Genomic DNA, 13,263 nt, shown 5'->3' with positions numbered 1-13,263 from the left:
CAAGCTGTGGCAAGCCCAGAACACTCGGCGAGCGGGTTGAAGCCACCTCAACCCACCACCAAACCCGAACAAACGATCAACGATTAACCGCAGGTGTGGGCTTGCTGATCTTCCGAGTAACCTCATCCGCCTTCACCGGCTCCACACCCACCGGCGCCTCAGCCTCAACCGCCTCAGCCCCCACCGGCGAAGCCCCACCCACCGCCAACGAAGCCGGCAGCGCATGCCCCGCCTGCGCGGCCGACTGCGCCGCCCCCTGGGTCGCCGCCTGAGCCGCCGCCTGCTCCTTCTCCACGTCCAACGGCTCCAGCAGCGGCGAGATGTCCTGCAACGCCGTCCGCGCGCTCCTCAACTGCTGCGCCAACCCGTTCCGCAACTGCGCCAGCGCCTCGACCTGCTTCCCGGCCTGCGTGATCCGCCGGTTCGCCTCCTCGGTCGCTTCCCGCACCCGCCGGTGGGCCTCGTCGGTGGCCTCCTGCACGCGTGCGGTGGCCTCCGACACCGAGTCGTGCCGCCGCCGGTTCGCCTCCTCGGTCGCCTCGCGCACCAGCCGCTGGGCCTCGGCGTTGCTGGCGGCCTGCTCCTGCGAGATCTGCGTCCGGATCCGGGTGGACTCCTCCTGCGACTCCCGCAGCCGCCGGTCGGCCTCCGACTTGCTGGCGGCCTCCTGCTCGGCGAGCGTGCTCATCGCCTCGACGCGGCGCGCGGCCATGGCGATCTCGAAGTCCTCCTCGACCGTCACCCGGCGCTTCTCCGCCTCCTCGACCACGGCGGCGGCGGCCTTGGCGGCCTCGACGGTGATCTTCTCGGCGTCCGCCTGCGCCTTCTCCAGCACCCCGCGGTGCTCGGCCTCGAGGGCGGCGCGGCGCTGGTCGAGTTCGGCGATCAGCTTCTCGTAGCGGGTGCGCAGCACCCCGGCCTCGCCCTCGGCCTTGGTGCGGATGTGCCCGCCCTCGGCTTCGGCGCGCGCCGTGATCTCGTTGGCCTCGTCCTGGGCGAGGCGCAGCATGCGCTGCAACCGCTCGCTCAGGCCTTCGAGCGTGCTCGGCGGCATGGACAACCGCTCGACCTGCCCGCGCATCTCCGCGATCTCGGACCTGGCGGCGTCGAGCTGGTGCGCCAGGTCGTTGGTCTGGGAGACCGCGGCGTCACGGTCGGCAGCCAGGAGTCGGAGGTCCGAGTCGAGCCGTTCGAGGTGGTCCTCGACCTGGCCCTTGTCGTACCCGCGCTTGGCGATGTCGAAGCCGGATCCCAGCGGGACGAGGTCACGATCGTCGGCGAGGCCCATGCCACCACGCTACCCGTTAGTGGTGCTCGTCCGTCACCCCGACATGGCCTTCCCTACACCCCGCGGAACCGGTTGATGTGCGGCAGATGGGTGGCGCGCAGTTCATGATCGCGCACGCCAAGGCCCTCCTGCGGAGCGAGGCACAGCACGCCGACCTTGCCTTGGTGCGCGTTGCGGTGCACATCGTGGGCCGCTTGTCCGGTTTCCCCCAACGAGTACACCTTGGACACTGTCGGGTGAATCTTCCCCTTGGCGACCAAGCGGTTCGCCTCCCAGGCCTCGCGGTAGTTCGCGAAGTGCGATCCGACGATCCGCTTGAGGTTCATCCACAGGTACCGGTTGTCGTACTGGTGCATGAACCCGCTCGTGGACGCGCAGGTGACGATCGTGCCGCCGCGCTTGGTGACGAACACGCTGGCGCCGAACGTCTCGCGGCCGGGGTGCTCGAACACGATGTCCGGGTCGTCACCGCCGGTCAGCTCGCGGATCCTCGCGCCGAACCGCTTCCACTCCTTGGGGTCCTGCTCGTGCTCGTCCTTCCAGAACCGGTAGCCCTCGGCGCTGCGGTCGATGATCAGCTCCGCGCCCATCGACCTGACCAGCTCCGCCTTCTCCGGGCTGGACACGACGCAGATGGGCGTCGCGCCGCCGTTGAGGGCGAACTGCGTGGCGTAGGAGCCGAGGCCCCCGGACGCGCCCCAGATCAGCACGGTGTCGCCCTGCTTCATGTTCGCGCCGTTGCCGGACACCAGCTGCCGGTACGCGGTGGAGTTGACCAGGCCGGGGGAGGCGGCCTCCTCCCACGTGAGGTGGTCGGGCATCGGCATGAGCTGGTTGGACTTCACCAGCGCCAGCTCGGCAAGGCCGCCGAAGTTCGTCTCGAAGCCCCAGATCCGCTGCTCGGGGTCGAGCATCGTGTCGTTGTGCCCGTCGGCGTGCTCCAGCTGCACGTCCAGGCAGTGCGCGACCACCCGGTCGCCGGGCTTCCACGCGTTCACGCCGGGGCCGGTGCGCAGCACGACGCCCGCAAGGTCGGAGCCGACCACGTGGTAGGGCAGGTCGTGCTTGAGCGCCAGTGGCGATGACCTGCCGTACCGCTTGAGGAACCCGAAGGTCGACATCGGCTCGAAGATCGACGTCCACACGGTGTTGTAGTTGATCGCGCTCGCCATCACGGCCACCAGCGCCTCGCCGGGACCGAGTTCCGGGGTCGGCACGTCGTCGAGGTGCAGCGACTTGCGCGGGTCCTTGTCCTTTGTGGCGAGGCCCTCGAACATCCCGGTCTCGTCCTCGTGCACCGTGATGCCGCGGTAGGTCTCGGGGACGGGGATGGAGTCGATGGCGTCGAGCTCGTCGGCCAGGATCGCGTCGAGGATCTTCTGCACGGCGTGTCCTCCCAGGTGCGGAGTGTCGGGCTGAGGAGCGGAAGTCGCTGGGTGCCGCACGTTACCGACGAGTAACCGATTCAGATCGACCGATGTGAGGCAGGGCACGGAAAGTCGGAACCGGCCACGGGGAGGCGCGGAGGCCTCCCCGTGGCCGGGGTGTTCACCTGGACGGCGGAGCCGCTCGGACGGGTCAGTGCCCACCCGCGGCCGCGGGCTCGACGAGTTCGATCAGCACGCCGCCCGCGTCCTTGGGGTGCACGAAGTTCACCCGGCTGCCCGAGGTCCCGCGGCGGGCCTGCTCGTACAGCAGTCGCAGGCCCTTCGCGCGCAGGGCCTCGGCCGCGGCGTCCACATCGGACACCCGGTAGGCCAGCTGCTGGAGGCCGGGCCCGGAGCGGCCGATGAACTTGGCGATCGTCGACGCCTCGTTCAGCGGCGCGAGCAGCTGCACGGCCGGGCCGGTGCCGTCGTCGCCGGGCGCGCGCAGCATCGCCTCGCGGACGCCCTGGTCCTCGTTCACCTCGGTGTGCGCCACCTCCAGGCCGAAGTTGTCGCAGTGGAAGGCGATCGCGGCGTCGAGGTCCGGTACGGCGATGCCGACGTGGTCGATGGCGGTGACGAGACCGCGGAGTGCTTCCTGCATCGGGTCAGGGTAGTGACGGAATCGGTGCAGGGGCAGTTGTGCGGCGCCTCACAGGCGCATCCCGGTCGTACCGACCGGTAACCCTGGGTATCGTGCGAAGTTAACGTCCGCTCACAGCCTGGAGGCTCTTGTGTCCGGTTCCGTCATCGTCGCCGGTGCCCGTACCCCCATGGGCAGGCTGCTGGGGCAGCTCAAGGACTTCACGGGCGCGCAGCTCGGCGGGGTCGCCATCAAGGCGGCCCTCGAACGGGCGGGCGTCGCCCCGGAGCAGGTGCAGTACGTGATCATGGGCCAGGTGCTGACCGCGGGCGCGGGCCAGATCCCGGCCCGGCAGGCGGCGGTCGCGGCGGGCATCCCGATGACCGTGCCCGCGCTGACGATCAACAAGGTGTGCCTCTCCGGCGTGGACGCGATCGCGCTGGCCGACCAGCTGATCCGCGCGGGCGAGTTCGACATCGTCGTGGCGGGCGGCCAGGAGTCGATGACCCAGGCGCCGCACCTGCTGCAGAAGTCGCGCGGCGGCTTCAAGTACGGCGACGTCACCATGCTCGACCACATGGCAAACGACGGCCTGTTCTGCGCCTTCGACCAGGTCGCCATGGGTGCCTCGACGGAGAAGTACAACGGCCGTTACGAGCTGACCCGCGAGCAGCAGGACGCGTTCGCCGCGCGTTCGCACCAGCGCGCCGCCGCGGCCATCGAGAACGGCGTGTTCGCCCAGGAGATCGCCCCGGTCAGCATCCCGCAGCGCAAGGGCGAGCCGGTCCTGGTCAGCACCGACGAGGGCGTGCGCCCCGACACCACCACCGAGACGCTCGGCAAGCTGCGGCCCGCGTTCGCCGCCGACGGCACCATCACCGCCGGTTCCGCCTCGCCGATCTCCGACGGCGCCGCCGCGGTGGTCGTGATGAGCAAGGCCAAGGCCGAGGAGCTGGGCCTGAGCTGGATCGCCGAGATCGGCGCGCACGGCGTCGTCGCCGGCCCGGACGCGAGCCTGCACGAGCAGCCGTCCAACGCCATCAAGGCCGCCTGCGCCAAGGAGGGCATCGACCCCGCCGACCTCGACCTGATCGAGATCAACGAGGCGTTCGCCGCCGTCGGCATCGTGTCGGCCCGCCAGCTCGGCGTGTCCGAGGACAAGGTCAACGTGAACGGCGGCGCCATCGCGCTCGGGCACCCGATCGGCATGTCCGGCGCCCGCATCGCGCTGCACCTGGCGCTGGAACTCCAGCGCCGCGGCGGCGGTGTCGGCGCAGCGGCGCTGTGCGGTGGTGGCGGTCAGGGCGACGCCCTCATCGTGCGAGTGCCTAAGGTCTGACGCGTGACGCGGACTGTTGAGGTATCCGACCTGGTCGACCGCGCGCGCGACGGGCAGCCGCGCGCGGTCGCGAGGCTGATCTCGCTCGTCGAGGACGCCAGTCCGCACCTGCGCGAGGTCGCCGAGACGCTGGCCCCGCTGACCGGGCGGGCCCGCGTGATCGGCCTGACCGGCCCGCCGGGTGTCGGCAAGTCGACATCCACGTCGGTGCTCGTGTCCGCGTACCGCAAGCAGGGCAAGCGCGTCGGCGTGCTGGCCGTCGACCCGTCCTCGCCGTTCTCCGGCGGCGCGCTGCTCGGCGACCGGGTCCGCATGCAGGACCACGCCACCGACCCCGGCGTCTTCATCCGCTCCATGGCCACCCGCGGCCACCTCGGCGGCCTGTCCTGGGCCACCCCGCAGGCGCTGCGCGTGCTCGACGCCGCAGGCTTCGACATCGTGCTGATCGAGACCGTCGGCGTCGGCCAGTCCGAGGTCGAGGTGGTGTCGCTCGCCGACACCACCCTCGTGCTGCTCGCCCCCGGCATGGGCGACGGCATCCAGGCCGCGAAGGCGGGCATCCTGGAGGTCGCCGACGTGTTCGTCGTCAACAAGGCCGACCGCGACGGCGCCGACGCCACCGCCCGCGACCTCAAGTACATGATCTCCCTCGGCAGACGCGACCGCGAAGGCCCGTCCTGGCGCCCCCCGATCGTCAAGACCGTCGCGGCCAAAGGCCAAGGCGTCGAAGACGTCGCCGAGGCGATCGACGGACACCACGCCTGGATGACCGAGCACGGTGAACTCGAACGCCGCCGCGCCCACCGCGCGGCCAGCGAGATCGAGGCCATCGCCGTCGCCCGCCTCCGCTCCGGCTTCGGCGATCCACGCGGCGGCGCCGCCCTGGAACAGCTCGCCAAACGGGTCGTCATCGGGGAACTCGATCCCTACGCCGCCGCTGATCAGCTGATCGAAGGCCTCCAACCCTGACGCGGGCCTTCCGCCTCTAGGCAACACCGGGTGAACGGCCGACCGTGGGTGTTCCCCTGCGCTCACCCCCTGAGAGAGGTGCGAACGTGGACTCCGCACACGTGGATTCCGCCGGCTTCGAAGTGCTCTCCCGCCAAACCTGCCTGGACCTCCTCGCCTCCGTCGCCATCGGCAGACTCGTCTTCACCGACCACGCCTTGCCGGCCATCCAACCGGTCGCCTTCACCCTCCACGACGAAGCCCTGGTAATCCGCCTCCCCCAAGGCAGCCCCGCCCTCGCAGCGGGCGACGCCATCGTCGCCTTCGAAATCGACAACGTCGCCCACGACATGCGCGAGGGCTGGACAGTCACCGTCATAGGCCACGCCCAAGAAGTCCACGACCCCAACCGCCTGAAGAACCTGGCCAACCTCCACCTGCCCTCACACGGCGTCGCCGGCACCGCAGACCGCTACCTCGTCATCACCGTCGAACTGGTCAACGGCACCCGCATCCCCCACCCCCGCCACGCCTGAGTCCGCGCGAAGCGATGGATGCCGACGCGGAGCATCGGACTTCGTCCGAAGGCGCAGCCCAGGATGCTTGATCGGCAAAGCCGATACCCCCTCGGCGCAGCCGCCCCCTCGCATCCGGCGCGGAGCGCCCACCCGCTCTGTCCGACGCGCAGCGAGGATGCCCTGCCGACGCGTAGCGAGGTGCACTGTCCGACGCGCAGCGAGGTGCCCGAGTCAGGCGGAGCCTGATGTCCTAAGTCATGGCGGAGCCAGACCTCCCCCTGCCCCCGATACACAGCGCCCTCCTGCCCTGCACCGTCTTGTCAAGGCATCTTTCCCGCCTTGACAAGACGGTGCAGGGCATTGAGACAATCGCGCGACCGGGGGCCGGGCTCCACCACCCCACCCCCAGCAACCAACCGCCCCCACTTACACCCATAAGAGCGATCCCGACCCCCTCCCCCCGACTACGGAGAGGAGTTACCCTCGTCTCGTCCCCACGAAAGGGATGGTCACGTGGTCAGTTCGGGCGGTTCGAACGCGCACGCGCTGCAACTGGACAGCCTCCTGCGCCAACTGACCGAGCGCACGGCCCAGTCCCTTGTCCCGCAGGACCAACTCCACCAGCTCCTCACCACCCTGCTCTCCCTCCCCAGCGACCTCTCCCTCCCGGACGTCCTCCGCCGAGTGATCGAGTCCTCCTGCGCCCTGGTCAACGCCAACCACGGCACCCTGACGGTCACCAGCCCCAACCACCGCCTCCTCGAACACACCCACGACACCCAAGACCCCCAAGACACCTCCCTGCACATCCCCATCCACGCCCACGGCTCCCTCTTCGCCACCCTCCACCTCACCGGCGAATCCGACTTCACCCCGACCGACACCGACCTCGTCACCGTCGTCGCCGCGGCCGCCGGCATCGCCATCGAGAACGCCGGCCTCTACGAGCAGACCCGCAGGCGCGAGGTCTGGCACCGGGCGTCGAACGAGGTCACCAGCGCCCTCCTCACCGGCATCTCCGGCCGCGAGGCCCTGAACCAGGTCGCCGAGCAGGCCCGTGGCGCCGCCGACGGGATCGTGGCCGCCCTCGTGCTCCCGGACAACCAGGGCGAGCTGGTGCTGGAGGTCGTGGACGGGGCCCTCGGCAGGCACGCGCACGGCTACACGGTGCCGACCACCGCCATCGTGTGGGAGGTCTTCTCCACGGGCGAGGCCAAGGTGGTCGACAACGTGGAGCAGGACGGTCCGTGGCCGCCGGACGTCGATCCGCGGCTGGTCGAGGACTTCGCCAGGGTCGGCCCGCTGGTGCTGGTGCCGATGGCCGCGGGCGACCGGGTCCTCGGGGTGCTGATGGTGGCCCGGCCGTGCGGCCACCACCCGTTCGACGCCGCCGACGTGGAGCTGGTCGAGTCGTTCGCCTCGCAGGCCGCGCTGGTGCTGGAGTTCACCCGCGTGCAGGAGGACAGCAGGCGGCTGGCGATCCTGGAGGACCGCGACCGCATCGCGCGCGACCTGCACGACCTCGTCATCCAACGGCTCTTCGGACTGGGGCTGGGGTTGCAGGGCCTCAACGGCACGGTCGACCAGCCCGCGGTCGCGGCCAGGCTCGGCGGGTTCATCGAGGAGGTGGACCACACGATCCGCGAGATCCGGCGCACCATCTTTTCCCTGCACGAGCCGCCCAGCGGCGGCATCAGCCTGCGCGGGCAGCTGCTGCGCGCGGTGCGGGAGTCCGCGCGGCTGCTGGGTTTCGAGCCGAAGGTCGCGCTCGACGGGCCGCTCGACTCGGTCGTGCCGGACCAGGTGCGGCCCGACCTGCTGGCGACCCTGCGGGAAGCGCTGGCCAACGCCGCCCGGCACGCGGGCGCGACGTCCGTGTCGGTGTCCGTCGCCGTGGACCGAGCCGCCACCAGGGTGGAACTCGTGGTGCGCGACAACGGGAAGGGCCTGCCCGACCAGCAGGTCCGGCACAGCGGTGGGCTGGTCAACATATCCGCGCGCGCCGACCGGTGGTCCGGCCGGTGCGAGATCGAGTCCGAACCCGGCCGCGGCGTGTCCGTCGTGTGGTCGGTGCCCTTGGTGCAGCAGTACGACTTCGGCCAGGAGGCCCCATGACGATCACCGTGCTGCTGGTGGACGATCACGAGATCGTCCGCCGCGGCCTCCAGCAGCTCCTCGCCGTGGAGGCCGACATCACCGTCGTCGGCGAGGCGGACACCGCCGCGGCCGCGATCGCGCTCGCGCCGGTGCTGAAACCGGACGTCGTGATCATCGACGTGCGGCTGCCGGACGGCAACGGGGTGACGGTGTGCCGCGAGATCCGCTCGACGGCGCAGCCGCCGCCCGCGTGCCTGATGCTCACGTCGTACTCCGACGACGAGGCCCTGTTCGGCGCGATCATGGCGGGCGCGGCGGGGTACATGCTCAAGCAGGTGTCCGGAAACGACCTGGTCGCCGCCGTGCGCACGCTGGCGGGCGGCGGGTCGCTGCTGCACGCGGGCGTGACCGCGACCGTGCTGCAACGGCTGCGCAGCGGGCCCGAGGAGGATCCGCGCTACGCGACGCTGAGCCCGCAGGAGCGGCGGATCCTGGACCTGATCGCCGAAGGGCTGACGAACCGGCAGATCGCGCACCGGCTGTACCTGGCCGAGAAGACGGTGAAGAACTACGTGTCGTCGCTGCTGCACAAGCTGGGCTTCGACCGCCGGACCGAGGCGGGCGTGTACGCGGCACGAAGGCGTGACAGCGGGTCGGCACCGGCGATCTAGCTAAGCTTGACGTGTCAACCTGGGTACGGTGTGCGGTGGATCACCATCGCTCATCCCAGGGGGACTGACATGGATTCCGATCACCCGAACCTGAGCCGCCGCGGCCTGCTCCGCGGAGCGGCCGTGCTCGGCGGTGTCGCCTTCGTCGGCGTGCCGGACGTCACGTCGACCGACGCGCGCGCCGCCGGGGCGGCGGGCGGCCGCGACTTCACCGCCCGCGAGGGCACCGGCATCGCGCCCGCGCTCTCGCCGGACGGCAAGCTGGTCGCGATCGACCTCTACACCGCGATCTGGGTGCTGCCCTCGGGCGGCGGCCGGGCCCGCAGGCTCACCGACGAGGAGCAGGACGCCACCCGGCCGCACTTCTCGCCGGACTCGAGGACCGTGGTGTTCCAGTCCTACCGGGACGGGAACTACCACCTGTGGACCGTCGGCGTGGACGGCCGTGGCCTGCGCCAGTTGACCACCGGTCTCAACGACCACCGCGAGCCCAGGTTCTCGCCGGACGGCGCCAGGCTCGTGTTCACCAGCGACGTCGGCGGCAGCTACAACCTGTGGCTGCTCGATCTGACCACCGGTCGGAAGACCCAGCTGACCAGCACCGACTCCGACGAGGGTGAGCCGAACTGGTCGCCGGACGGGGCGGGCGTCGTGTGCACGGTCGACGGCACCGCGATCGACCTCGTCGACCTCGCGGGCGGCAGGCGGCGGCTCGTCGAGCCGGTCGCCGACACCCGGCTGCTGGGGCCGGGGTTCGCGGCCGACGGGCGGCTGGCCCACACCACGCTGCGCGGCGCGAAGACCGGGCTGGTGGTCGACGGGCGGGTCGTGAGCGACGACGAGGACCTGTTCGGCTTCCCGGTCGAGTGGGTGTCCGTGACCACCGTCCTCTACACCGCCGACGGCGGCCTGCGCACCCGTGACCTGGCCGCGGGCACGAAGGCGTCGGTGCCGTTCGACGCGACCGTGCGGTACCGGCCGCACGAGAACCGTCGCGCGAAGCGGGACGTGTCCTCGCGCGCGGAGCACGCCGTGAAGGGGATCGCGGGCCCGGTGCTGTCGCCGGACGCGAAGACCGTGGCGTTCCGCGCGCTCAACGCCCTGTGGCTGCTGCCGGTCGGCGGCAGGCCGCGCCGGATCGTGGACGACGGGTTCTTCAACTCCGACCCCGACTGGCACCCCGACGGCACCGCGCTGGTGTACGCGAGCGACCGCGGCGGCACGGCCGCGCTGTGGCGCCACGACGTGGCCACCGGCGCGCGGACGCGGCTGACCACGTTGCCCGGCGCGCAGATCACGCCCCGCTGGGCGCCGGACGGCAACCGGATCGCCTACCAGGACGCCGACGGCGCGACCTGGGTGTACGACGTCGCCGCCGCCACGGCCAGGCAGGTGCTGCCCGCGCTGTTCCAGCCCGGCCGCCCGACCTGGTCGCCGGACGGGAACACGCTCGCGCTCGCCGCCGTGAAGCCGTTCTCGAAGCGGTTCCGCGAAGGCACCAGCCAGGTCCTGCTGGTCGGCCTCGACGACGGGAGCGTCCGCTACACCGAGCCCATGCCGTACCGGTCGCTGTCGACCAGGGGCGACGACGGCCCGGTGTGGTCGCCGGACGGCAAGTGGATCGCGTTCGTGGTGGAGAGCGTCCTGCGGGTCGTGCCGGTCGACGCGCGCGGCACGTTCACCGGCGAGCCCCGGCAGCTGACCCGCGAGGCCAGCGACGCGCCGTCGTGGAGCGGCGACTCGAAAACCCTGCTGCACCTGAACAACGGCAAGCTGAAGCTGGTCGGCCTCGACGGCGGCCGGGCGCGGACCGTCGACCTCCCGCTGACCTGGACCCGCTCCCGCCCGCGCGGCCGCACCGTCATCCGGGCGGGCGCGCTGTGGGACGGCAGGAGCGGTTCGTTGCGCCGCGACGCCGACGTCGTGGTCGAGGGCGACCGGATCGTCGCCGTGCACGACCGCCGCGAGTGGGCCGGGACGACCGTCGTGGACGCCTCCGGGCTGACCCTGATGCCCGGTCTGATCGACGCCCACAACCACTGGCACCTGCGCGGGCGGCAGTGGGGCGCGAGGCAGGGCAGGCTGTGGCTGTCCTACGGCGTCACGACCACGCGCTCACCCGGCGACCCGGCGTACCAGATGCTGGAGACCAGGGAGGCGCTCGACTCCGGCGCGCTGCTCGGGCCGCGCTACTTCGCCACCGGCGAGGCCGTCGACGGCGGCCGGGTCTACTACAACTTCATGCGCCCCACCACGAGCGCGGCGCAGCTGGCGCTGGAGCTGTCCAGGGCCGTCGCGCTGGACTACGACATGGTCAAGACCTACGTCCGCCTGCCCGTCGCCGCGCAGCGCGAGGTCGTGGAAATGGCGCACCGCAAGGGGATGCCGCTCAGCTCGCACTACCTGTACCCGGCGGTCGCCGTCGGCATGGACGGCATGGAGCACACCGGCGCCACCAACCGGCTCGGCTACTCGCACACCACCAGCAGGCTGGGCCGCACCTACGGGGAGACGACGGGCCTGTTCGCCGCGTCCGGCATGTCCGTCACCCCGACCCTGTTCAACTCGGCCATCCTCTACCGCGACGACCGGTCGCTGTTCGACGACCCGCGGACCAGGGCGCTGCTGCCGCCGTGGGAGTACGCGAAGCTGGCGGCCAAGGTCGCCGAGGCGGCCAGGGAGACACCGGCCAACGAACTGGTCGCCGCCGCCCTGGCGGGCAACGTCGCCATGGTGCTCGCCATCCACCGCGGCGGCGGCTTCGTCATCTCCGGCACCGACTCGCCGCTCGACGACGTGGCGCTGAGCCTGCACCAGAACCTGCGGGCCATGGTCCGCCACGGCTTCACCCCCCTGGAGGCCCTCACCACCGCCACCCGCAACCCCGCCCGCTGGCTCGGCCTCGCCGACCGGCTCGGCACCGTCGAACCCGGCAGGCTGGCCGACCTCATCGCCGTGCGGGGCGATCCGCTCACCGACATCAGGGCCGCCGCCGCCGTCCGGATCGTCGTGGCGAACGGCGTGGTGCACCGGGTGGACGACCTCACGGGCCCGTTCGGCACGGCGGCTTCGGGTGGGGGAGCGGGTGCTGGTGCGGTCAGGTCGGCCACGACCGGGATCGCGTACCCGAGCGCGAACCCCGACCTGTTCTGGTGGCACGGCGAGTCCGAGTCGGACGTGCACTACTGCCACTAGCGGTCGCGTCGAGGGGGACCGGGCCGGTCCCCCTCGCGTGGCGGCGATTCCCCTCCACGCAGGAACTCCGCGGGCACCCCGTGCTCGAACCGAACTCCGTCCGCCAGCGGCGGGGAGTTGAACGAGACCCCGTCGAACACGGCGTTGCCGGTGAACACCGCCCTGGTGAAACGGGTCTCGGCAGCGAACTCCACCCTGCCGAACCCGCTCTCACCCGCCAACGTGGCGTCGGTGAACCACGCGTCCGAGCCGAAGGTCGCGTCGTTGAACGAGGTCGGCCCCCCGAACCTCGCCCCGACGAAGTGCGCGCTCCCGGCGAAGGCCGTCTCGACGAACCAGGCTTGTCCACCGAAAACCGTCCCGGTGGCGTGGACCCGTCCGTTGAACTTCGCTCCGCTGAACCAGACGTTGCTCTCGAACACGGCGTCGTCGATCCACGCGTTCCCGATGAAGGTCGCCCTGGTGAAACGGGCGACGCGGACGCGGGTCCGAGCCAGTTCGAGGTTGATCAGCGTGGCGCCGGTGAGGCTCAGGTCGATGTCCAGCCAGAACGTCTCGACGGGGCGGGCGGGATCCGGGCCCGGCCGGAGGTGGTCGCGGAGGATGTTCTGCGCGGTGAGGCGCACTTCCCGCTCCTGGACCTGCTTCTCGTAATCGGCGGAGCCCTCCTCGGGAAGCTTGTACGGCATTCGGAGGTAGGCGCACAGGACGTTGACGATGGTCTGGCGCTGCCTGGGGTTGTCCTGCGCCAACCGCTCCAGCGCGTACAGGCCCGCCAAGCGCACCGGAGCCTTGTCGGAGCCCAGTTGTTCCGCGGACTTCGTGTACAACTCCGTGATGCGCCGTTCGGCGGCGTCGGTCTCGGTGGTGGTCGCCACGCGGTCTTGCAGGTCCTGGTCGCGCTCCTTCTGGCGCAGTCCGATCTCGGTCGACCGCTGCCGCCGCCACGCCAGGTACAGCGCGAACACGCCGCCGCCGCCCACACCGACGCTCAACCGATGCGCAGGGCGTCGAAACGCGCGGCGACCAGTTCGTGGCCGGTGAGACCACGCGTGCCCGGCCACCACAGCGCGGCGACCGCCGCCGCGGTGAGAACCACCACGGCCGCGGCCACCATCGCGACGGTCCGGCCTGACAGCGGGGTCAATCCTGGTGGGGTCACGACCGTTGATCGCGGGTGGGGGGATCCCCGTAACG

The 13,263-nt window shown here is 71.3% G+C and carries 11 protein-coding genes; 6 read left to right on the top strand and 5 right to left on the bottom strand.

From position 1 onward, the window contains the following. Nucleotides 1-76: 76 nt before the first annotated feature. The 3 genes from RM788_RS17985 to mce form a co-directional block, all read right to left on the bottom strand. Complete coding sequence (locus RM788_RS17985) at nt 77-1,288, bottom strand: chromosome segregation protein (protein WP_315932852.1); 1,212 nt, start codon at nt 1,286-1,288, stop codon at nt 77-79. 53 nt (nt 1,289-1,341) lie between these two features. Then, the gene (gene ccrA / locus RM788_RS17980; protein WP_315932851.1) at nt 1,342-2,673 is read right to left on the bottom strand and encodes a crotonyl-CoA carboxylase/reductase; all 1,332 of its coding nucleotides are present in this window, start codon (nt 2,671-2,673) and stop codon (nt 1,342-1,344) included. Nucleotides 2,674-2,866: 193 nt separating this feature from the next. Further along, the gene (mce, locus tag RM788_RS17975) at nt 2,867-3,319 is read right to left on the bottom strand and encodes a methylmalonyl-CoA epimerase (protein WP_315932850.1); all 453 of its coding nucleotides are present in this window, start codon (nt 3,317-3,319) and stop codon (nt 2,867-2,869) included. A 130-nt stretch (nt 3,320-3,449) separates the two neighbouring features. On the opposite strand from mce, the gene RM788_RS17970 reads away from it, so the two are divergent. From RM788_RS17970 to RM788_RS17945, 6 genes are all read left to right on the top strand, one after another. Next, entirely contained in the window at nt 3,450-4,637 is a 1,188-nt protein-coding gene (locus RM788_RS17970; protein ID WP_315932849.1) for an acetyl-CoA C-acetyltransferase, read from the top strand. 3 nt (nt 4,638-4,640) lie between these two features. Then, on the top strand, nt 4,641-5,606 hold the full coding sequence (meaB, locus tag RM788_RS17965) for a methylmalonyl Co-A mutase-associated GTPase MeaB (protein WP_315932848.1): 966 nt from the start codon (nt 4,641-4,643) through the stop codon (nt 5,604-5,606). Nucleotides 5,607-5,692: 86 nt separating this feature from the next. Further along, entirely contained in the window at nt 5,693-6,121 is a 429-nt protein-coding gene (locus RM788_RS17960) for a pyridoxamine 5'-phosphate oxidase family protein (protein WP_315932847.1), read from the top strand. Nucleotides 6,122-6,616: 495 nt separating this feature from the next. Next, the gene (locus tag RM788_RS17955; protein WP_315932846.1) at nt 6,617-8,218 is read left to right on the top strand and encodes a GAF domain-containing sensor histidine kinase; all 1,602 of its coding nucleotides are present in this window, start codon (nt 6,617-6,619) and stop codon (nt 8,216-8,218) included. Continuing rightward, nucleotides 8,215-8,871, top strand: a complete 657-nt coding sequence (locus RM788_RS17950; RefSeq protein ID WP_315932845.1) for a response regulator — start codon at nt 8,215-8,217, stop codon at nt 8,869-8,871. The genes RM788_RS17955 and RM788_RS17950 overlap by 4 nt, the downstream gene beginning before the upstream one ends. 69 nt (nt 8,872-8,940) lie before the next feature. Next, the gene (locus RM788_RS17945; RefSeq protein ID WP_315932844.1) at nt 8,941-12,066 is read left to right on the top strand and encodes an amidohydrolase family protein; all 3,126 of its coding nucleotides are present in this window, start codon (nt 8,941-8,943) and stop codon (nt 12,064-12,066) included. On the opposite strand, the gene RM788_RS17940 is transcribed toward RM788_RS17945, so the two are convergent. Beyond that, complete coding sequence (locus RM788_RS17940) at nt 12,063-13,061, bottom strand: pentapeptide repeat-containing protein (protein ID WP_315932843.1); 999 nt, start codon at nt 13,059-13,061, stop codon at nt 12,063-12,065. The genes RM788_RS17945 and RM788_RS17940 overlap by 4 nt on opposite strands. Beyond that, nucleotides 13,058-13,213 (bottom strand): hypothetical protein, encoded by a 156-nt coding sequence (locus RM788_RS17935; protein ID WP_315932842.1) that lies wholly within the window; start codon nt 13,211-13,213, stop codon nt 13,058-13,060. Before RM788_RS17935 ends, RM788_RS17940 begins: the two co-directional genes overlap by 4 nt. Between the last annotated feature and the right edge of the window lie 50 nt (nt 13,214-13,263).

Origin of the sequence: Umezawaea sp. Da 62-37 (assembly GCF_032460545.1) — a bacterium.
Classification (GTDB): Bacteria; Actinomycetota; Actinomycetes; order Mycobacteriales; family Pseudonocardiaceae; genus Umezawaea.
This window is presented reverse-complemented; position numbering and strand designations above follow the sequence as displayed.

What these genes read in the sequence shown, in the direction of transcription:
- RM788_RS17985 (WP_315932852.1), bottom strand. Translation starts at nt 1,288, where the DNA reads ATGGGCCTCGCCGACGATCGTGACCTCGTCCCGCTGGGATCCGGCTTC.
- mce (WP_315932850.1), bottom strand. Translation starts at nt 3,319, where the DNA reads ATGCAGGAAGCACTCCGCGGTCTCGTCACCGCCATCGACCACGTCGGC.
- RM788_RS17950 (WP_315932845.1), top strand. Translation starts at nt 8,215, where the DNA reads ATGACGATCACCGTGCTGCTGGTGGACGATCACGAGATCGTCCGCCGC.
- RM788_RS17945 (WP_315932844.1), top strand. Translation starts at nt 8,941, where the DNA reads ATGGATTCCGATCACCCGAACCTGAGCCGCCGCGGCCTGCTCCGCGGA.